The following is a 19,632-nucleotide window of genomic DNA, read 5'->3' as shown; positions in this document are numbered from 1 at the left end:
GGACGTTTCTTTATAAACGGACGGGGCCTGGCTAAACAGCTACTGACCCGCCTGGCGGGCAACATAACGGGAAAACTCGTCGAAACCACCCACATACTCGCTACCCACCAGAATTTGCGGCACGGTGTACACCGGATGACCGACCTTTGCGGCGACGTCTTCCTTGGTAAGGCCCAGCGCAGGCATATCGATGAACTCGTGCTCAAAACCCTTCTGATCACAGAGCTGGCGTGCCATGGCGCAAAATCCACAACTCATGCGACCGTATATCGTTACCTTATCCAAGACTCACCTCCGGGTTATTCTGAAAATGGATGCCTGCAATCATGGCGCCAATCCATTCATGCAAAAAGTTAATACTTTGAATTAAGTCGATAGCAATACCCGATTACCCGCCAGGCACGACTCGCCAGGCCCCTACCGGTCAGTACCGTACAGGAAAGCCCGTAACAATGACTCACCATTGAACTCTGCCCGCAGCACCGAAATCAACGTGTAGACACCGATCAGTTTACGGTTAAGGAAGACGAACTCTTTCGGCGGCACCCGGAAATACCGACTGATCGCCGACCTGGCAGCATCCCGCGCCACCCGTGAAGGCAGGTCGCTCTGTTTCCAGCGGTACTGGCCCTGCTCGTTAACCGCGTAGTCTGGCCAGCCCCGGGTAGCGGGCGCCAATGGCTCAAGCACTGACATGCAAACCTCGGCAAACTTGTCGAGCACTTCGTCCGGCCACTCCCGCTTCATGAAGTGCAGCCGGACACCGCCGTCGATGACCGCCGGCAGGTCCTCCTCATAGGATGCACGGATCATCTGGATAACCGGGTCCAGGAAATCATCGCTGTACTGCTGGACCGCACCAAAATCCAGCAGTACGACCTGATCCTGGTTATTATCCCCTTCCCCGGCCAGGCGAATACGGTAATTGCCAAAATTGGGATCGGTCTGGATTTCTCCCCACTCGAACAGTTCCCGAAAGAACAACTCCAGGGCTGCCTTACCCAACTCACTTCGACGTTCCAGCGAAAGCGCGGCGACTGCTTCGGAGCCTACTGGATGCCCACTTTCATAGGTCTGGGCGATGATGTGAGGCGTGGTGTATTCCGGCAGCACCCGGGGTACCACGAAACGGCCATCACCCGCCAGCCGCTCCCGGAAGCGTTCGGTGGTAGCGGCTTCCAGGGCGTAGTCCACCTCCCGGTGCATCATTTCCCGGACTTCCTCGAGCCAGTCGTTGAACTCAGGGCCGAAGGACACCAGGCGGGCCACCCGAAGTAGTTGCGCAACGGCATCCAGGTCGCTGTCAACCGCCTGGTCCACACCGGGGTACTGAATCTTCAGCACCAGTTCCAGTCCGTCAGACCGGCGCCTCGCCCGGTGCACCTGGCCAAGGGATGCAGCCCCGATAGGCTCCGGATCGACATCAAATTCTGCCTTACGCCCTGGCCCCAGCTCTTCGCGAATGACCTTCTCCACCGCCTTCCACTCCAGGGCAGAGGTCTGGTCCTCGAGGGTATGCAAGGCCTCGGTTACTTCTTCCGGCAAAAAGTGCTCACCATACAAAGCCATCATCTGGCCAATCTTGACCACACTTCCCTTGAGCTGACCCAGCTCGTCGACCAGGAACTGTGCCTGCTTCGACAGCATGGCCCGATGGCGTTGCTCCCGCTGGTCCGCACTGGAAAGCCAGTTGGTGGCCATGTGGGAAGCCATACGGGTGCCCGCAAACAGGCCGGCCCGGGTCATGCTGAGCCGGCGCTCGAAGCTGCCTGTGCGAATGCGGGCTACGGTTTTTCCTTTACGGGATCTGGACATGGCCTACCTGACAGGTCGTCGTTATCCGAGGTGGATAGAGATGATCAGCTACCCGGTTCATCCTGCCTGGATAAGAACCCTGGCTGTACATGGAAAAGGATACCAGCCTCAGGAGGCGGTTTCGTGAACGGCGGGCCGATGAATATTGCTGTCGTCATATCCCAGCGCCCTTGCCAGGGTATCTGAAAGCTGCTCAGACAGCTCCTGGAGAGCGACGGTGGCGCTGAAATCCCTCACCTGGCACATGGGTAATCCGGAGAAGCCGCACGGGTTGATGCGGCTGAATGGCTCCATATCCATGTCCACGTTCAGTGCCAGTCCATGGAAGGAGCAGCCCCGTCGGACCCTGAGTCCCAGGGAGGCAATCTTGGCGCCGTCAACATACACTCCCGGGGCATCCGGTCGTGGCGCTGAGGCAATCCCGTGCCTGGCCAGCACGGCAACCAGTGACTGTTCGATAATATCCACCAGTTGGCGCACACCAAGGCCCGCCCGGGGCAGGTCGATCATCAGGTAAATCACCAGCTGGCCGGGGCCGTGATAGGTTACCTGGCCACCACGGTCTACCTGGACCACCGGGATATCACCGGGCGCCAGGATATGCTCCGCCTTTCCGGCCTGGCCCTGGGTATAGACCGGGGGATGCTGGACGCACCAGAGTTCATCGGCCGCCGTACGATCCCGCTCCGCCGTGAACGCCTTCATGGCTTCCCAGACAGACTCATAGGGCTGTAGCCCCAGGTCACGAACGATCAGCGGGGTCGAACAATCGGGCATCAGAGCACCATGTGAACCCGGCCACTGGCCTTGAGATCCTCGAAAAGGGCCTTTAGCTGAGGCTCGCCAGTGGCAACGATGGTCAGCCGGACGGACGTGAAGCGCCCGTTGCGGCTGTCGGTAACCGTGATGTGTTCGTCACGGATGCCCGGGGCATGCCCTTCTACCACAGAGACCACGAAATCGGTGAAATCCGGCGCGGCATTCCCGATGACCTTGATGACATAGTCACAGGGGAACTCAATTTTGGGCGCAGTAGGTTGAGACATGGAACCGTCCCTCCTGTTAATACCTGTCACAGAACCTGCTCAGTTAAACAGGTTATGGAAGAACAGTTTGATGGAGTCAAGCAGGCGCTTGAACAAGCCCCCCTCAGGCACCGGTTCAATGGCGACCAGGGGCCGCTCTGCCAGCACCTCACCATCAAAGCTGATGGTTACCGTGCCCAGCTCGTCGCCGGCAGACACCGGAGCCTTGATCACCGAGTCGACCTCCACCACGGATTCAAGGGAATCCCTTGCACCGCGGGGTATCGTGAGCACCATGTCGGAAGCAAGGCCAAGGTTCAGCTGGTCCTTTTCACCACCCCAAACACGGCTTTCGAGCAGGGATTCACCGCTGTCAAACAGGTTCGCGGTCTCGTAATAGCGGAACCCATAGTTGAGCATCTTCTGCACTTCCCGGGCCCGGGCTTCACTGCTGTCTGTGCCCATAACCACAGCAATCAGGCGGCTACCCTCACGCTCAGCCGAAGCCACCAGGCAATAACCGGCTTCCTCGGTGTGTCCGGTTTTCAGGCCATCCACGGAGGGGTCACGCCATAACAGTGAATTACGGTTAGGCTGACGAATATTGTTGTAGGTGAAGTGCTTCTCCGAGTACAGGGGGTAGTTCTCAGGATAATCGTTGATAATCGCTGCCGCCAGCAGTGCCAGGTCGTAGGCGGTAGAGTACTGGCTCTCATGGGGCAGGCCGGTGGCCGTCTCGAAGCGGGTATTATTCATACCCAGTAGCTGTGCCTGCTGGTTCATGACATCCGCAAAGGCACCCTCGGAGCCGGCGACATGTTCCGCAAGGGCCACGGAGGCATCGTTGCCGGACTGAATAACAACCCCCTTGAGCAAGTCTTCCACGCTGACCCGGGACCCCTCCTGGATAAACATCCGGGAGCCACCCGTCTTCCAGGCTTCGACGCTGATGGGCACCATCTCGTCCATAGAGAGGCGCCCCTCATCCAGCTCCCGCTCGACGATATAGGCCGTCATCATCTTGGTCAGGCTGGCGGGGGGCAGGCGTTCATCACTATTGGCTTCCATGATGACTTTACCGCTGGCCGGATCCATCAGCACGTAGGAACTGCCATTGATCTGCGGCGGCGAGGGGATCAATACCTGTTGAGCCTGGGCGGCCAGTGGCAACAAAGCCACCAGGACAAGGGATATCAACAGGCGAGGCATGGCTTTATGAGTCATGGGTTTGGTCACATTACTTCCGGGTCAGTGGATTGGCCGGCACCTGGCCGGCGAGGAATGAGTTCAGTGTCGGTCTGTCAGTACCATTGCCTGGCGGAAGCCTTCAGATGCCAGCCGCTCCATGGCGCGCTCCGCATCGATAGAGTCGCCGAACGGACCTACCTGCACCCGGTGAAAATCACCGGAAGCGGTTGTGATCTGGCGCACCCGTACCGGTTCGCCGGTACGGCTCCGAACGGCCTGCTCCAGACGGCGGGCCGGTGCTACCTGACTGAATGAACCCAACTGCACAAACAGGGCGTTCCCGTCCAGCGGTGACGGTTCTGGCTGGGCACCGGTCGCTTCCGCCACGACGGCACTTGCATTACTACCTTCAGGCGACCAGGACTGGCCAGCCAGCGTCATGGAGCCATCCTGTAGGACGGTAATAGAAGCCACCTCCACCCGGGCAGTCCCCTGCCCCAGGAAGTCCAGCTTCTTGGCAGCCGCCCAGGACAAGTCTATCAGACGGTCACCATGAAAGGGCCCCCGGTCATTGACCCGCACAATCACCGAACGACCGTTATCGAGGTTAGTGACCCGGGCATAGCTGGGAAGCGGCAGGCTCTTGTGGGCGGCGGACATCTCGTACATGTCGTAGATCTCGCCATTGGACGTCTTGTGGCCATGGAACTTCTTGCCATACCAGCTGGCGATGCCCCGCTGAACATATCCATCAGCGTCGTTTGCCGCCATTACCCGGTACTGCTTGCCCCAGACCGTATAGGGCGACTTGTTGCCTGCGGACCGCGGCGCCTCATACCTGGGTACCGCGTTGCCGGTGCCACTGACGTCCACGTCCTGCGCTGGCCCGTGGTCCTGGGCGATGGTGTAGCGCCCGGAATGATCCGTTTCCGTTGGCGTGGAAGAGCAACCAGCCACCACCAGTGCCAGCACGGCAAGGGCCGCTGCCAGGCGCAGGTCAGAGAGCGTCTTGGTCATGTTCTTTTCCTGCCATTGAGTTCCTTGATATGCCCTGCCTCAACTGCTCGGCCATTTCGTTCACGGCAAGGGCGTAAAGGTGACTGTGGTTGTACCGGGTAATCACATAGAAGTTGTGGTAGGTAAGCCACCACCGGACCCCGTCCGGACCTTCTACCCTTACTGCCCGGGCTGGTTCACCTTCCGCGATTCCTGCGGGCAGGTCGAGGCCTGCAGCATGGTAATCAGAGACCGTAAAACGGGGTTTAAGTTCCCCGCTAACCAGCCTGTCCGGCATTTCCACATCCACCGGCAGCCGGGTAGCCACGGCACCACCTGGTCGCCAGCGGTGTTGGTGGAAATAATTGGCCACACTGCCGATGGCGTCAACCGGGTTGTCAAAGATGTCGGCCACGCCATCGTTGTCAAAATCCACGGCGTAGTGACGGTAGCTGGAAGCAATAAACTGTCCATACCCCATGGCTCCCGCATAGGAGCCCTTCAGCTGCTCTGGCTGAAAGCCCTGTTCCCTCACCATCAGGAAGAACTGCTTGAGCTCACTGCGGAAGAACCGGCTTCGCGGCGGATAGTCAAAGGCCAGGGTCGCCAGGGCATCCAGCACCCGATAGGATCCCCGATAGCGCCCATACCAGGTTTCCACGCCAATAATCGCGGCGATGACTTCCCGGGCCACCCCGAACTCGGCCTCAGCGCGATCGAACGCCGCCTCATGGACCTGCAGGAAATCGATGCCCTGGGCAATCCGTTCGGGCTTGATAAAGATCTCCCTGTATTCGCGCCAGGTAAGCGTCTTTTCAGCCGGGGAACTGATGTGGTCAAGTACCTGGTCATTCCGCTGCGCGCCGGCGAGCCAGTCACGGAGGCAGTCCCGGTCAAAGCCGTGTTCGTCCACCAGCTCGCGGATCAGCGCCTTGCCTTCAGACGTAGTGACATAGTCGCCATCGGCAAGGACCGGTCCGGCCAGGAGGAATAGCAGGGGAAAAAACGACCAATTCAGGAACTTCATGGACATAAAACAGCCAACTTTTTGCCGGCAGGTTACCACGAGGTTACAGAGCGCACCATTACCGGACATTACGCCGTGATCATCCTTCGGTGGGTATGGATCGCCATCAGAACGCCGAAGGCGGACATCAGCGTCACAATCGACGTACCACCATAACTGACCAGCGGTAGCGGCACCCCGACAACGGGCAGCAAACCGCTGACCATTCCAATGTTCACCACGATGTAGACAACGAATGTCATGGTCAGGGCCCCAGCCAGCAATCGGCTGAAAGAATCCTGTGCGTTAACGGCAATGTACAGGCAGCGCAGGATAATCAGTGTGTAGACTGCCAACAAGGTCAGAAGCCCGACAAAGCCGAATTCCTCGGCCAGTACCGCCACGATGAAGTCGGTATGGCTTTCTGGCAGGAACTCGAGATGGGACTGCGTACCCTGGAGCCAGCCCTTGCCGCTCCAGCCACCGGACCCGATAGCGGTAGTGGACTGAATGATATTCCAGCCCGCACCCAGCGGATCACTCTGGGGATCCAGCAAAGTCAGCACCCGTTGTTTCTGGTAATCCCGCATCACAAAGTGCCACATCAGCGGAGCCGCCACACCCAGCAAAGCAATGAAGCCGGCGATCAGCTTCCAGCTCAGCCCCGCGAAGAACACCACGAACATACCCGCAGCCCCCACCAGCAGTGCCGTTCCCAGATCTGGCTGCTGAATGATCAGCCCCATGGGTAACAGTACCAGCCCTACCGAGAGCACAACGTGCCGGAAACGAGGCGGAAGGTAGTGCCGGGACAGGTACCAGGCCGCCATCATCGGAACCACCAGCTTCATGATTTCCGAGGGCTGGAACCGGGGCAATCCCGGTAAGGCCAGCCACCGCTGCGCACCCTTGGCGCCCACCCCTACCAGCAACACTGCGATCAGGCCCGCCATGCCCGCGGCATACATCCACGGCGACCAGCGCCGGTATACGGAAGGATCCAGCTGGGCAAAGACAAACAAGGCCACAAACGCAACCCCGAACCGAATGGCCTGTGACTTGACCGCAGCCATGCTGGCATCGGCTCCGCTATAGAGAACAACCAGTCCCCCACCCGCCAGCAACATCAGCAGCAACAGTAGCAGGGGGTCCAGGTGCAGGCGGTGCCAAAAGCCCATGGGCCGTTGCAGGCTGCCACTGACCTGGGCACTGGCCGTCCGTCCCATCATGGCTGAGTCCCCCCGGCCTGACTGATCACGGGGGATTCATCATCCGGGCGTTCCAGCCAGGCATCAAACATGGCGCGGGCAACCGGTGCAGCGGTACCACTGCCGCTACCACCGTTCTCGACGATGACAGAAACCACAATGCGGGGATCATCCACCGGGGCGAAGCCAATAAAAAGCGCGTGGTCCCGCAGACGTTCCCGCACTTCCTCTTCGTCGTATTCCTCGTCTTCGGCCAGGCTGAACACCTGGGCGGTGCCGGTTTTGCCTGCCATACGGTAGTCTGCGCCTTCCGCAGCCCGGCGTGCAGTGCCCTTGGGGCCGTGCATGACATCCTCCATCGAGTCGACGACAAACTCCCAGTCGTCGTGGTTGTCCACCGTCAGGTCTGCCATGGTTTCGCCCGGGAGCACCGCCTCCAGGGGTGTGTCACCCTCGACATCCTTGAGCATTCGTGGCTGAACCCACCGTCCCCGGTTCGCCACCACCATGGTTGCCGTTGCCAGCTGCATGGGCGTCGCCAGGAAGAAGCCTTGGCCAATGCTCATGTTCACTGAATCGCCGGTATACCAGGGTTCGTTACGCATGCCCTGCTTCCAGTCCCTGGACGGCAACAGGCCTGGCAGGGCACCACTAACGTCCAGGGTTGCGTCCATACCGAACCCGAACCCGGCAAGGTACCGATGCATGCCATCAACACCCATTTCAACACCTAGGTCATAGAAATAGATGTCACAGGATTCCGCCACCGCCCGGCGCCCATCAACCCAGCCATGACCGCCCCGTTTCCAGTCCCGGTATCGACGTCCTTTGTCATTGATCTGGTAATAGCCGGGATCCCAGATGGAGGTCTCCCGTGTCACCGTGCCGCTGTCCAGCCCTGCCATCAGAAGCATGGGTTTTATGGTCGACCCCGGTGGGTATTGACCGCGCAGAGCCCGGTTGAACAACGGTTTATCCCTGGAATCCCGGAGCTTCTGGTAATCGTCCACGCTGATTCCGGTTACGAACTGGTTGGCATCGAAGCCGGGAACACTGGCCAGCGCCAGGATGCCGCCAGTACGGGAGTCAATGGCGACAATCGCACCACGGTGCCCCTCAAGGAGCTCGAAGGCACGCTTTTGCATGCGCATATCAAGGTGCAGGGCCAGGTTTTCCCCGGGCACTGGGCTTTCTCTCTCAAGCACCCGAAGCGTCCGGCCCCGTGCATTGGTTTCTACATGTTCGTAGCCTACGGTGCCATGAAGCACCTTTTCATAGACCTTTTCGACACCTGACTTTCCGATGTAGTTGGTTCCGGCGTAATTCACCGGGTCAATGCGCTGCAACTCCTCCCGGTTGACCCGCCCGACATACCCCAGGGCATGGGCGTTCAGTTCACCGAACGGGTAGTGACGAACGAGTTCAGCGCTGACTTCGACACCAGGTAGCTCGTGCCGGTGAACCGCCATGCTGGCAATTTCCTGCTCGGTCAGGTCGTAATGCAGTGGCAACTCCTGGAAGGGTCGGCGGGGCTCCTTCAACCGGCGGCGGAACCGCTCGACATTCTCGTCGGAAACGGTCAGCAAGGACTGTAGCCGCTCAAGGGTGGCGTCCATGTCCTCTACCCGCTCGGGCACCAGGGTTACACTGAAAACCGGGCGGTTTTCAGCGATCAGCGTTCCGTTACGGTCATAGATCAGGCCGCGGGTCGGCGGCACAGAGCGAACCTGAACCCGGTTGCGGTCAGAGATAGTGGTGTAGGTTTCGTGTTCGATGACCTGCAGCTGGTAGAAACGGCCCGCCAGGATTCCGAACATCACAACCACCAGCCCCAACATCACCAGGGTGCGACGATGGAAAAGTCGCCGTTCAGCGGCTGTGTCCTTGAATTCGCCCCAGGCCATGGGAAGGTCCTACGCGCGGTGGTACGGGTGGTTTCGGGTGATGGTCCACGCCCGGTACAGCTGCTCGGCGAGCAGGATCCGTACCAGCGGATGGGGCAGGGTCAGCGGAGACAGGGACCATTGCTGGTCGGCCCTTTCCCGGCAGGACGAATGGAGGCCATCGGGCCCGCCCACCAGGAAGCTGACATCGCGGCCCTCCAGCTGCCAGCTTTCAAGCTGCCCAGCCAGCTGTTCCGTGGACCAGGGGCGACCACCAACTTCCAGGGCAACCACGCGGTCGCTGTCATCGGTAGCCGCCAGAACGGCACCGGCCTCCTGACGCATCAGCCGGCTGATGTCCGGGTTCTTGCCCCGGTGGGGCATGGCGATCTCGCTCAACTCCAGCGGCAACTCCCGGGGCATACGGCGTGCGTACTCCCGGAACCCCTCGGTGACCCAGCCGGGCATTTTCTGGCCAACACAGACCAACTTCAGCCGCATGGTTATTCGCTGCCGGCAGCCCCCAGCCCCGGGGCGTCTCGCCACAGGCGCTCGAGGTCGTAGAATTCGCGGGTCGCTGGCATCATGACGTGGACCACCACATCGCCCAGGTCGACCAGGATCCAGTCACTGGAGTCGCCGCCTTCGACCTTCGCTTCCCGAATGCCGCGGTCTTTCAGCTCCCTGGTCACTGACTCAGCCAGTGAACGCAAGTGCCGGCCGGAGGTGCCGGAAGCAAGGACCATGAAATCCGTCACACTGGTGCGATCGGTCACATCCAGGACACTGATGTCCTTCGCCTTAAGGTTTTCCAGTGCTTCGACAACAATATCTTTCAGTTCTTCTGCCTGCATAATAATCCTGTAATGTGCACCCGGTTGCGGCCGGGCACAGGGGCATGGGGTAAGTTGGCAAGTGCGAGTTGGCTAGTGTATCACCAATCAACCCCTATGCTCATTGCCATTGCGGCCATAAAGCCCCAATTCATCAATCCGCGCCAGAACTGCATCGGGTACCAGGTATCGAGCAGAGCGGCCAGTAACCAGGCGCTCCCTGATACCCGTGGCAGAAATATCCAGCAGCGGTGGCTCGACCTCCAGAATGCAGCCGGCCGGGGCGGTGTGGAGCAAGGCTATATCGCTCACCCAACGCTCAGACAACAACCGCGAAGGCATAGAGTCCGGCGCCAGGCCGGGCCCGGGCCGTGAGACCAGGATGATGTGTGCCAGTTCCGGAATCACTGACCACTCCTGCCAGCGATCAAAGCCTGAGAACGAATCGGTGCCCAGCACCATCACCAGGGGCTCGTCTGGGCCAAGCTCGTCCCTCAGGTGACGTAGTGTGTCCGCCGTATAGGATGAGCCGCCCCGGACCAGCTCCCGGTCATCCACGCCAAGACCAGGCTCTTCCGCGACCGCCAGCTTCAGCAGCTCCAGGCGATGTTCACTGGAGCCGCCCGGATCGCCCCTGTGGGGCGGAATATGGCAGGGAACCAGGTCAATCCGGTTAACCCCGAGCATCTCCCGTAGCTCAATGGCCACCCGCAGGTGGCCATTGTGAATCGGGTCGAAAGTACCGCCGTAGATAATGTGCATAATCAGGTACGGATATGCCCGTCTCCGAACACCACGTACTTCTGCGACGTCAGTCCCTCCAGGCCTACGGGGCCACGGGCGTGGATCTTGTCGGTGGAAATACCGATCTCTGCCCCCAGGCCATACTCGAAACCGTCCGCAAAGCGGGTGGACGCATTGACCATCACCGAGCTGGAGTCCACTTCCGTGATAAACCGCCGGGCGCGGGTATAGTTTTCCGTGATAATGCTGTCAGTGTGCTGCGAGCTGTAGCAGTTGATATGCGCAATGGCACCGTCGAGACCATCCACTACCCGGACCGCCAGCACTGGGCCCAGGTACTCTTCGTACCAGTCGTCCTCGGTCGCCGCCACCATGTCCGGCACAATTGACCGGCTGGTGTCACAGCCACGCAATTCTACCGAATGCTCCCGGAAGGTTGCGGCCAGCAACGGCAGGATATCCTCCGCGATTTCCCGGTCCACCAACAGCGTTTCCATCGTGTTGCAGGTACCGTAACGCTGTGTTTTTGCATTGACCACCACATTCAGCGCCTTCTCGGGATCCGCATGGGCATCGATATAGACATGGCACACGCCATCCAGGTGCTTGATCACCGGTACACGTGCATCCCGACTGATACGCTCGATCAATCCCTTGCCGCCCCGCGGCACAATCACATCCACGAAGTCGGGCATGGTGATCAACTCACCGACTGCAGCACGGTCGGTGGTACGAATCACCTGAACCGAGGTCTCCGGCAGGCCTGCTTCTTTCAAGCCGACCACCAGGCAGGCAGCAATCGCCTGGTTGGAATGAATGGCTTCCGAGCCACCCCGGAGGATCGTGGCGTTACCGGATTTCAGGCACAGGCTGGCCGCCTCAACGGTCACATTGGGTCGTGATTCATAGATAATACCAATCACACCCAGCGGTACCCGCATCTTGCCGACCTGGATACCGGAAGGCCGGTAGGCCATATCGGTAATCGCACCAATAGGGTCCGGCAAGCCCGCCACCTGGCGCAGGCCTTCAATCATGGCATCGATGCGAGCCGGCGTCAGTTCCAGTCGATCCAGCATGGACGCCTCCAGCCCGTTACTGCGGCCGTTCTCCACGTCCTTGCGATTGGCCTCCGCCAGCTCGGCACGGGCACCATCCAGCGCCTCGGCCGTCGCCAGCAGCGCCTGGTTACGGGTGGCCGTGGAGGAACGGGCAATGGCGCTGGCTGCCTGGCGGGCCTGCTGGCCCACTTCCGCCATGTAGGCTGCAATATCCATGGATCAATCACTCCGCTTTAACACTGGTGCATCAATAAAAATCAGGGCGTTATTATGCCCGACGTCGGCGCGTTTGGCACATTGATGTTATCATTGACAGTAAACTGACAGTCCAATGGAACCCACTTCAGGAAGGACGTGAACATGGCCCAGAAGGCCGAGCGATTTCTACTGAGCCGACTGGCCTGGCTGGGCGCCCTGACCCTTATAGCTCTGTCTGCCTTCTGCCTGGTTGTCAGGGACTTGCCAACTGCCCTGGCCGCCCTTGTCGCTTCCGGCATTGTCCTGACCAGTCCTGCCTTACCCCTCGCGCAACCCACCCGGGCCTGGCAGCTGATAAACCACATGCTGGTGCTTACGCTGGCCCTGGTACTGGTAAGCGGTCTCTGGTTCGACAGCTCAACGTTACTCTACTGGCTGTTTGCATTGCCCCTGATCACCCTTGGCCTGCTGCCGGCTCGCATTGGCTTCCCTCTAACGGTCATAGCCATCGCGGTCATCCTTGCGGGGCTGGGCGCCCTTACCGGCGACCCGGCCCGGCACCAGGTCATCGCCCCCCTGATACTGACCACCGCCCTTGCCGGCGTGTTCTTCCTGCTGTGGCACTATAAATCCCGGCAAATCGCTCCACTGCGGCACTCGGACGAACTGACCCAGGCGGCAAGCCGGGACTACCTCACCGCCGACCTCTACAAGGAAATACAGCGCAGCGAGCGGGAAGGCCTGGACCTCTCGGTGGTCATGCTGGGCCTGGACACCCACCTCAGCGAACCTGAAACCGATACCGACCTGCAAGCCCTGCTTCCCCGGGTCGGTCGCTACCTGCACTCCCGACTGCGTGACTTCGACACCTGGTACCGGGTGGCGGACCTGCAGTTCCTGGTCATTCTCCCCGGCGTGCCGACCGCAGGCGCCAGCAAACGGGCGGAGCAGATCCGCCTGGGGCTGATGTCACTGTTTGAATCCCATGGCCTCGAGGTTGCCGTGAGTGCCGGTGTCGCGGGACTGAATATCGGCGATGACGCCGACACCCTGCAGCAGGCCGTAGCCAGCGCACTGCAGGGGGCCCAGAAGAAAGGCGGCAACCGGGTGCAGGCCTGGAGCACCTGGTCTCATACGCCGCCCCCGGATACCGAGGGGAGCCCGGTCACGTGACAGAAACCCGCCTGCGAACACTGACCAGCGCCCTGGCCTACGGCCTGGGCTCCGCCGTCTTTGCCCTGCTCGCACTGCAGAACCTGCGTTACGGCTTTTACGGCCTGTTCTATCCGGCGGCCGGGCTGAGCGCCATCAGCCTGGGAGGCTGTGCCTACACCCTTTCAGCAAGCCGCTACCAGCTCCGGGCGAAGGGGCACTTGCCGGTGCTGCTGCTGTTACATGGACTGGCCCTGACAGGCGCCCTGAAGGCCGGCGCAAGCGGTATTTCCTGGAGCCTGCCCGTATTGGTCCTGACCTACCTGGTACTGCCCCTGCGCCGGGCTACCCTGCTCACGCTGCCGGTAGCTGCCCTGCTCGCCCTGGTACTGGCCTGGCAGTTACCCGCCGGTGAAAGCCTGCCGGCTATCGCAGCGTTATGGCTGCTGGTCGCCAGCGCGGGGCTGGCCAGCTGGCACTACGACCACATGACGCAGTCTGCCGAGGACCTGGCAATCATCGATCCGCTCACCGGGGCCCATAACGCCCGTTACCTCGACGAGACACTGCAGAAGGAGATCAGCCGGGCCAAGGCCACGACTCACCCGGTATCGATACTGATGATGGATATCGACCACCGCGACCAGATCAGCGACATGCTTGGCCGGGAACAAATGCCATTGCTGTACCGCAGGCTGGCGGAGCACCTTTTCACGCTGATTCGTGCAGGCGATACCTTGTATTTCCTCGGGGATGGCCGCTTTTGCCTCATCCTGCCATTTACACCGGAAGAGGGCGCCAGGGTTACGGGCGAACGGATACGCCGCAGTATCGCCGAAGCAGCCTGGCCCCATGTCGGACGTATGACGGTAAGCATGGGGGCCACCACCCATATCAGCCAGGACAGCCTGGGCGAGCGCTTGCGCCAGCGCGCTACTGACGCCCTTGAGGAAGCCCGTCGCCGTGGCCATGACCATGTCTGGTTCAGTGCCGATGTCCACCAGGTAGCCTGAGGCAACAAATGATCCAGGAGCTGACCCAGTGGCTGGCCGTTCACCCGGGCTGGCTCACCTCGGTGATTTTCGCAACAGCGTTACTGGAATCCCTTGCGATTGCCGGCATACTGGTGCCGGGCGTGGCGATCCTGTTTGCGGCGGCCGCCATGGCCGGCCAGGTCGGCACCCCATTGGTGGAGATTCTCGGCTGGGGCGCAGCGGGTGCCATTCTTGGTGACCTGCTGAGCTTCTGGCTGGGCCGGCAACTTCAGGGGCGACTGCACCAGGTCTGGCCCTTCCGGCGCCACCCGGTGATGATTCGCCGTGCAGAGAACCTGTTTGCCCACCATGGCGGCAAGAGCGTTGTCATCGGACGCTTCGTTGGGCCAGTGCGCCCTTTCATTCCCATGGTGGCGGGTGCATTCAACATGCCCGCCCGCCGCTTCGTGATGGTCAACGTTGCTTCCGCACTGGCCTGGGCCCCCTTCTACCTGTTGCCGGGCTACGCGGTAGGGGCGGCACTCTCCGGGCCTGAGCCCATCCCGCCGGCAATCTATGCCCTGGGCGCCGGCGGGGCTGTCGTCATACTGATAGCCTGGTTCCTGTTTGTCAGACTGCAACTGGGGCTGCGCAGCCGCAGCCGATTCTATCAGTGGCTGGAGCACGCGATGAGCAGCTATAACGCCACTCATCGTTTCTGGCGAGCACTCTACAGCGAGCGGCCTGCAGAGGGCGGAGAATTTCCGCTGGCGTCGCTCAGCCTCACCCTTGGCGCCACCGGAGGCTTTGCGCTGTGGGCATTGTTCAGTCAGAGCACCAGCCTGCTACTTCCGCTGGACCACTATTTCCAGCACATGACGGGCCTGCTCCGTTCACCCGTCACCGACCCGGCGCTGATCCTGCTGACACTCTTTGGAGACCCTCCTGTGCTGGCGACCGGGTGTGTCTTGATGGCTGCAGCTCTGCTGCTTCGCGGCTATTACAGCGCTGCCCTTCACCTGTTGGGGGCACTGGCACTCACATCGGTCAGCGTTACCCTGCTGAAGAACGGCCTCGCGGTAGACCGCCCGACACTGGTAAACGAACCACCCTCAAGCTTTGCATTCCCCAGCGGCCACGCCACCGGCATCACCGTCTTTGCGGGTATTACGGCTGCCTTCGTAGCCCGGGAATGGCGACCTTCCAGGCGCTGGAAGGTCTACCTCACACTCAGTATGCCGATGGTACTGGTTGCTACCAGCAGGGTGGCACTGGGCGTTCACTGGTTTACTGACGTTGTCGGAGGGCTATTGCTGGGCCTGGCCATTTGCGGCCTGGTCCGGGCGAGCTACAGTCGATATGACCGCCTGCCACTGTCGGTGGATGTATTGACCGGCCTGGCAGCCCTGGTGTGGGGCGCCTTTGTCGCGGGGTACCTTTGGTGGCAGTGGCCAGCAGCCCGGCTTGCCTATACGGTTACCGGGTAAGAGCTCAGTCCATGGCCTCCAGCAGGGAGGACAGCCTGTCCAGTCGCTCCAGGGGGTCCTGGACTTCCAGTAATCGCTGTTTTTCCTGGCCGTCCAGGGGCAGCAGTTCCACCAGTCGCCAGCCCACTTCCCGGGCGCTGCTGAAATCGACACGGAGGTCCAGCCTGTTCACCTCCGGATGACGCAGCAGGGCGCGGAGTACAGCAGCCAGTTCAGAGTGGCCTGGCGGAACTGCCTCTTCAGGCTCTTCCGGCAGACGCTCCGCGTCACCCAGATTCAGGCCATCCGGGGCGCGCCAGCTCCTGTTGACTGCGACCTTCCACAAGCCCTCAGCGGTAATACCCAGCAGGCCATTATCCAGTTGCTGGAAATCCACGATCTGCACATAGGTGCCAATATCGTAGAACACCGCCTGACTGCCAACTTCGCCCCCCTCCCGCAACAGCACCACCACAAATCCCCGTTGCTCCCGCAGGCACCTGGCCAGCATGTCCAGGTACCGGGGCTCAAACAGCTGGAGCGGAATACGGCCACCGGGAAGCACCGCAGTGCTCAGCGGGAACAAGGGCACATGGCCCAACATCTGCTGCTCAGCCAGGGCCATGGTCAATGCCCCGCCAACAATCTCTGCAGCTCGTCCAGTCGCTCACGGGCTGTCTCCACCAACTTAAGGCTCCGGGAAGCGGTCAACTCCAGCGCACCCAACCGGCGGTAGGCTGGCACTTGCTCGAACTCGGGCAGGCCCTCGTTCTGCTTCTCAGACATACGTGCGTGCAACCGGGACACGATCACCAGGTCGACCAGCTGTGGCTGCTCCTCGGCACACTCATAGAACCAGTCGTCTCCATGACGGGCGGCTTCAACGAATGCCGCCGAAAAGTGCCAGTTCTGCAGGATCGCGGCACCAATATCGGCCTGTAACGCAGTAATCGCCCGCTCCAGGGCAGACGGACTGGCCAGGAGCGAAGGATGGTGCTCCGCATGGACCAGCACCGGCACCGCGCCAATGTTATGGAGGAGCCCCGCCAGCAGCGCCTCCTCCGGCTCAACCCGGGTGGACGACTCTGCAAGCACCCAGGCCAGGGCACCCACGGTGCGCGCTTCCCGCCACAGTTTGTCCATCGCTTGCTGCAATTCAGGTTGCCGGCTGCGAAATACTTCACGCATGGCAAACACAGTCACCAGCTGCCGGGTCGTTTTCACGCCCAGGCGTACCACCCCGTCCCGGACATTGCGGACTTCGCTGAATCCACGATACAGCGCACTGTTGCAGGAACGGACCAGTTTCGCAGACATGGCTGGATCAGCGGTCAGGGCCCGGGCGATATCTTCGGCAGAGGAATCTTCACGGTCTGCCAACCGGCGAACCTTCCAGGCCACATCCGGCAGGCTCGGCAGGCTGACCTGATTGGATTTCAGTTCGGCATAGAACTCCATCAGTAACCGGTGCTCATCATCCGTGTCTGCCTCACGGCCACTGTGGTCATCGGAGTATTCAAGGGGGGCGGCCTGGAGCAGTTTATTAAGCACCGCCTGTTCAATCACCAGGAACTCGCAAGGCTGGACCGCCGTAACGTCAAACATACGCGGCTGCAGGCGGGCGATGGCGGTAACGGCCTTTTCGGTACCCGCGTTGACCGTTACCTGGCGCCCATCCGCGGATACCAGTTCCACAGCCCCTTTCAGGAGGAACAAGTCCATGCCGTCCCGGGCGCCCCGTTCGAGAATTCGCTGGCCGGGCCGGTGTACGCGCCGCTCGGCCCGACTGACCAGCACCACCAGCTGCTCGTCCGTCAGGCGGTTAAGTGGGTGAAACTCCCTGAGCCGGCCCAGTGCCAGGCTTTCTCGAACACTCATTGACAACTCCCTGTTCCGGACAGCGCAAACAATCACCCCGGTAAACATTGCCGAAGCGAACACCGCGGCCGGCTGTACGTCAACAGCCACCAGCACCCGCTGATGTCCCGGCCATTCCGGCAATGGAACGCTGGCTCCTGAAGTATTGTAAATACCGCCAGTGAAAACAACCATGCGATAAGCCGTTAATCTGGTATCCTCATCGGTTTGCATACAGCCCGCAACCCGCCCGCCTGGCCCTGCCCACCCGTGACATGACCAGCTCGGGACGAACCGTGGCATTAACTGAAAGCAGGATAAAACGAGAGAACAGCCATGCCAGATTATCGTTCACGCACCTCAACCGCCGGCCGCAACATGGCGGGGGCCCGGGCCCTCTGGCGCGCTACCGGGATGAAAAACGATGACTTCGGCAAGCCCATCATTGCCGTAGCCAACTCCTTCACCCAGTTCGTGCCCGGGCACGTGCACCTCAAAGACCTCGGCCAGCTGGTCTGCCGGGAGATCGAGGCCGCCGGCGGGGTCGCCAAGGAATTCAACACCATTGCGGTGGACGACGGCATCGCCATGGGCCACGACGGCATGCTCTATTCCCTGCCCTCCCGTGAAATCATCGCGGACTCGGTAGAGTACATGGTCAACGCCCACTGTGCCGACGCCCTGGTGTGCATCTCCAATTGCGACAAGATCACCCCGGGCATGCTGATGGCCGCCATGCGGCTGAACATCCCGACCATTTTCGTATCCGGCGGTCCCATGGAGGCTGGCAAGACCAAGCTCTCGGAACACAAGCTGGACCTGGTGGACGCCATGGTCATTGCGGCAGACCCCAACGCCAGTGACGAGCAAGTAGAGGAATACGAACGCAGCGCCTGCCCCACCTGCGGCTCCTGTTCCGGCATGTTCACCGCCAATTCCATGAACTGCCTGACCGAAGCCATCGGCCTGGCCCTGCCCGGCAACGGCTCTACCCTTGCCACCCACGCCGACCGCGAACGCCTGTTCCTGTGGGCTGGCCGGCAGATCGTGGAGAACGCCCGCCGTTACTATGAACAGGATGACGCCAGCGTTCTTCCCCTGAGCATTGCGTCCATGGCGGCTTTCGAAAACGCCATGGTCATGGACATCGCCATGGGCGGGTCCACAAACACTATCCTGCACCTGCTGGCTGCCGCCCAGGAAGGCGGCGTACCGTTCACCCTCAATGAAATCGACCAGCTTTCCCGCAGGGTGCCCCAGCTTTGTAAAGTGGCCCCGAACTCTCCCCTGTACCACATGGAAGATGTACACCGGGCCGGCGGCATCATGGGGATTCTCGGGGAGCTTGAACGGGGCGGACTGATCAATACTGACCTGCCCACAGTACACAGCCGCACCATGGCGGAAGCCCTGGACAAGTGGGACATCATGCGTAACCCGCCCGCAGACGTTGTGGAGTTCTACAAGGCCGGACCTGCGGGCATACCCACCCAGGAAGCCTTCAGCCAGAGCACCCGCTGGCCGTCACTGGACGGTGACCGGGAGAACGGCTGCATCCGCTCGGTGGAGCATGCCTATTCATCCGAGGGCGGCCTGGCCGTGCTCTACGGGAACATCGCCCGGGACGGCTGCGTGGTGAAAACCGCCGGTGTGGACGAGAGTATCTACGTCTTCGAAGGCCCGGCGCGGGTCTTTGAAAGCCAGGATGCTGCGGTCGAGGGCACCCTTGGTGACCAGGTCAAAGCCGGCGAGGTGGTCATCATCCGCTACGAGGGACCCAAGGGAGGACCGGGCATGCAGGAGATGCTGTACCCCACCAGCTACCTGAAGTCCAAGGGCCTGGGCAAGGAATGCGCCCTGCTCACCGATGGCCGGTTCTCGGGCGGTACTTCCGGGCTGTCTATCGGCCACGCGTCCCCGGAGGCGGCTGCAGGCGGGGCCATCGGCCTTATCGAGGATGGTGACCTGATCCGTATCGATATTCCCAACCGCACCATCAACGTGGAAATCGACCAGCATGAACTGGACCGCCGCCGTGAACAGCGCGATGCCGAGGGATGGAAACCGGCGGCACCCCGGGTACGCAAGGTGTCCGCTGCACTGAAGGCCTATGCGCTGCTGGCCACCAGCGCTGACAAGGGTGCTGTTCGGGACCTTTCCAGGCTCGACTGATCCGGACCGTTACGAAAACGCCAGCGACCGGGCATGGAACGACCGGCGCTGGCG

The 19,632-nt window shown here is 61.1% G+C and carries 19 protein-coding genes; 4 read left to right on the top strand and 15 right to left on the bottom strand.

Annotation, left to right across the window (positions count from 1 at the left end):
* Positions 1 to 39: 39 nt before the first annotated feature.
* The 13 genes from MLC59_RS07015 to MLC59_RS06955 form a co-directional block, all read right to left on the bottom strand.
* Positions 40 to 285: a GrxA family glutaredoxin gene (locus MLC59_RS07015; RefSeq protein ID WP_248232620.1), complete on the bottom strand. Its 246-nt coding sequence runs from the start codon at positions 283 to 285 to the stop codon at positions 40 to 42.
* 132 nt (positions 286 to 417) lie between these two features.
* Positions 418 to 1,815, bottom strand: coding sequence for an ABC1 kinase family protein (locus tag MLC59_RS07010; protein WP_248232619.1), 1,398 nt, complete (start codon positions 1,813 to 1,815; stop codon positions 418 to 420).
* Positions 1,816 to 1,923: 108 nt separating this feature from the next.
* Positions 1,924 to 2,592 carry a lipoyl(octanoyl) transferase LipB gene (gene lipB / locus MLC59_RS07005; RefSeq protein WP_248232618.1) on the bottom strand — a complete coding sequence of 223 codons (669 nt, stop codon included), beginning with the start codon at positions 2,590 to 2,592 and terminating at the stop codon, positions 1,924 to 1,926.
* Complete coding sequence (locus MLC59_RS07000) at positions 2,592 to 2,861, bottom strand: HP0495 family protein (RefSeq protein ID WP_248232617.1); 270 nt, start codon at positions 2,859 to 2,861, stop codon at positions 2,592 to 2,594. The genes lipB and MLC59_RS07000 overlap by 1 nt, the downstream gene beginning before the upstream one ends.
* A 39-nt stretch (positions 2,862 to 2,900) precedes the next feature.
* Positions 2,901 to 4,064 (bottom strand): D-alanyl-D-alanine carboxypeptidase family protein, encoded by a 1,164-nt coding sequence (locus MLC59_RS06995; protein WP_427901706.1) that lies wholly within the window; start codon positions 4,062 to 4,064, stop codon positions 2,901 to 2,903.
* 63 nt (positions 4,065 to 4,127) lie between these two features.
* Entirely contained in the window at positions 4,128 to 5,045 is a 918-nt protein-coding gene (locus tag MLC59_RS06990) for a septal ring lytic transglycosylase RlpA family protein (RefSeq protein ID WP_248232616.1), read from the bottom strand.
* Positions 5,026 to 6,051 (bottom strand): lytic murein transglycosylase B, encoded by a 1,026-nt coding sequence (gene mltB, locus MLC59_RS06985; RefSeq protein ID WP_248232615.1) that lies wholly within the window; start codon positions 6,049 to 6,051, stop codon positions 5,026 to 5,028. Before mltB ends, MLC59_RS06990 begins: the two co-directional genes overlap by 20 nt.
* Before the next feature lie 68 nt (positions 6,052 to 6,119).
* Positions 6,120 to 7,259, bottom strand: a complete 1,140-nt coding sequence (gene rodA, locus MLC59_RS06980; RefSeq protein WP_427901705.1) for a rod shape-determining protein RodA — start codon at positions 7,257 to 7,259, stop codon at positions 6,120 to 6,122.
* Entirely contained in the window at positions 7,256 to 9,142 is a 1,887-nt protein-coding gene (gene mrdA, locus MLC59_RS06975; protein ID WP_248232613.1) for a penicillin-binding protein 2, read from the bottom strand. The genes rodA and mrdA overlap by 4 nt, the downstream gene beginning before the upstream one ends.
* Positions 9,143 to 9,151: 9 nt before the next feature.
* On the bottom strand, positions 9,152 to 9,622 hold the full coding sequence (gene rlmH, locus MLC59_RS06970) for a 23S rRNA (pseudouridine(1915)-N(3))-methyltransferase RlmH (RefSeq protein ID WP_248232611.1): 471 nt from the start codon (positions 9,620 to 9,622) through the stop codon (positions 9,152 to 9,154).
* A 2-nt stretch (positions 9,623 to 9,624) separates the two neighbouring features.
* Positions 9,625 to 9,975: a ribosome silencing factor gene (rsfS, locus tag MLC59_RS06965; protein ID WP_248232609.1), complete on the bottom strand. Its 351-nt coding sequence runs from the start codon at positions 9,973 to 9,975 to the stop codon at positions 9,625 to 9,627.
* 87 nt (positions 9,976 to 10,062) lie between these two features.
* Entirely contained in the window at positions 10,063 to 10,716 is a 654-nt protein-coding gene (gene nadD / locus MLC59_RS06960; protein ID WP_248232607.1) for a nicotinate-nucleotide adenylyltransferase, read from the bottom strand.
* A gap of 2 nt (positions 10,717 to 10,718) precedes the next feature.
* Positions 10,719 to 11,975 carry a glutamate-5-semialdehyde dehydrogenase gene (locus MLC59_RS06955; protein WP_248232604.1) on the bottom strand — a complete coding sequence of 419 codons (1,257 nt, stop codon included), beginning with the start codon at positions 11,973 to 11,975 and terminating at the stop codon, positions 10,719 to 10,721.
* A 144-nt stretch (positions 11,976 to 12,119) separates the two neighbouring features.
* Here MLC59_RS06955 and MLC59_RS06950 point away from each other — a divergent pair, with 144 nt between their 5' ends.
* The 3 genes from MLC59_RS06950 to MLC59_RS06940 are packed head-to-tail and all read left to right on the top strand — an operon-like array spanning position 12,120 to position 15,570.
* On the top strand, positions 12,120 to 13,130 hold the full coding sequence (locus tag MLC59_RS06950) for a GGDEF domain-containing protein (protein WP_248232598.1): 1,011 nt from the start codon (positions 12,120 to 12,122) through the stop codon (positions 13,128 to 13,130).
* A complete protein-coding gene (locus MLC59_RS06945) occupies positions 13,127 to 14,122 on the top strand; it encodes a diguanylate cyclase domain-containing protein (protein ID WP_248232590.1) in 996 nt (331 codons plus the stop codon). The genes MLC59_RS06950 and MLC59_RS06945 overlap by 4 nt, the downstream gene beginning before the upstream one ends.
* 8 nt (positions 14,123 to 14,130) lie before the next feature.
* Positions 14,131 to 15,570 (top strand): bifunctional DedA family/phosphatase PAP2 family protein, encoded by a 1,440-nt coding sequence (locus MLC59_RS06940; protein WP_248232585.1) that lies wholly within the window; start codon positions 14,131 to 14,133, stop codon positions 15,568 to 15,570.
* A gap of 4 nt (positions 15,571 to 15,574) precedes the next feature.
* On the opposite strand, the gene MLC59_RS06935 is transcribed toward MLC59_RS06940, so the two are convergent.
* Entirely contained in the window at positions 15,575 to 16,174 is a 600-nt protein-coding gene (locus MLC59_RS06935) for an LON peptidase substrate-binding domain-containing protein (protein WP_248232580.1), read from the bottom strand.
* Between the two features lie 2 nt (positions 16,175 to 16,176).
* Positions 16,177 to 17,427 carry an HDOD domain-containing protein gene (locus tag MLC59_RS06930; protein ID WP_248232579.1) on the bottom strand — a complete coding sequence of 417 codons (1,251 nt, stop codon included), beginning with the start codon at positions 17,425 to 17,427 and terminating at the stop codon, positions 16,177 to 16,179.
* A gap of 315 nt (positions 17,428 to 17,742) precedes the next feature.
* On the opposite strand from MLC59_RS06930, the gene ilvD reads away from it, so the two are divergent.
* Positions 17,743 to 19,578: a dihydroxy-acid dehydratase gene (gene ilvD / locus MLC59_RS06925; RefSeq protein WP_248232569.1), complete on the top strand. Its 1,836-nt coding sequence runs from the start codon at positions 17,743 to 17,745 to the stop codon at positions 19,576 to 19,578.
* Positions 19,579 to 19,632 lie beyond the last annotated feature (54 nt).

It is taken from the genome of Marinobacter bryozoorum, from assembly GCF_023156245.1.
GTDB classification, from domain to species: Bacteria; Pseudomonadota; Gammaproteobacteria; order Pseudomonadales; family Oleiphilaceae; genus Marinobacter; species Marinobacter bryozoorum.
This window is presented reverse-complemented; position numbering and strand designations above follow the sequence as displayed.

Bases quoted from the DNA above. Each gene is read 5' to 3' on its own strand.
- MLC59_RS07010 (WP_248232619.1), bottom strand. From the start codon at position 1,815: ATGTCCAGATCCCGTAAAGGAAAAACCGTAGCCCGCATTCGCACAGGC.
- lipB (WP_248232618.1), bottom strand. From the start codon at position 2,592: ATGCCCGATTGTTCGACCCCGCTGATCGTTCGTGACCTGGGGCTACAG.
- MLC59_RS07000 (WP_248232617.1), bottom strand. From the start codon at position 2,861: ATGTCTCAACCTACTGCGCCCAAAATTGAGTTCCCCTGTGACTATGTC.
- MLC59_RS06995 (WP_427901706.1), bottom strand. From the start codon at position 4,064: ATGACTCATAAAGCCATGCCTCGCCTGTTGATATCCCTTGTCCTGGTG.
- MLC59_RS06990 (WP_248232616.1), bottom strand. From the start codon at position 5,045: ATGACCAAGACGCTCTCTGACCTGCGCCTGGCAGCGGCCCTTGCCGTG.
- mltB (WP_248232615.1), bottom strand. From the start codon at position 6,051: ATGAAGTTCCTGAATTGGTCGTTTTTTCCCCTGCTATTCCTCCTGGCC.
- rodA (WP_427901705.1), bottom strand. From the start codon at position 7,259: ATGATGGGACGGACGGCCAGTGCCCAGGTCAGTGGCAGCCTGCAACGG.
- mrdA (WP_248232613.1), bottom strand. From the start codon at position 9,142: ATGGCCTGGGGCGAATTCAAGGACACAGCCGCTGAACGGCGACTTTTC.
- rlmH (WP_248232611.1), bottom strand. From the start codon at position 9,622: ATGCGGCTGAAGTTGGTCTGTGTTGGCCAGAAAATGCCCGGCTGGGTC.
- rsfS (WP_248232609.1), bottom strand. From the start codon at position 9,975: ATGCAGGCAGAAGAACTGAAAGATATTGTTGTCGAAGCACTGGAAAAC.
- nadD (WP_248232607.1), bottom strand. From the start codon at position 10,716: ATGCACATTATCTACGGCGGTACTTTCGACCCGATTCACAATGGCCAC.
- MLC59_RS06955 (WP_248232604.1), bottom strand. From the start codon at position 11,975: ATGGATATTGCAGCCTACATGGCGGAAGTGGGCCAGCAGGCCCGCCAG.
- MLC59_RS06950 (WP_248232598.1), top strand. From the start codon at position 12,120: ATGGCCCAGAAGGCCGAGCGATTTCTACTGAGCCGACTGGCCTGGCTG.
- MLC59_RS06940 (WP_248232585.1), top strand. From the start codon at position 14,131: ATGATCCAGGAGCTGACCCAGTGGCTGGCCGTTCACCCGGGCTGGCTC.
- MLC59_RS06935 (WP_248232580.1), bottom strand. From the start codon at position 16,174: ATGGCCCTGGCTGAGCAGCAGATGTTGGGCCATGTGCCCTTGTTCCCG.
- MLC59_RS06930 (WP_248232579.1), bottom strand. From the start codon at position 17,427: ATGAGTGTTCGAGAAAGCCTGGCACTGGGCCGGCTCAGGGAGTTTCAC.
- ilvD (WP_248232569.1), top strand. From the start codon at position 17,743: ATGCCAGATTATCGTTCACGCACCTCAACCGCCGGCCGCAACATGGCG.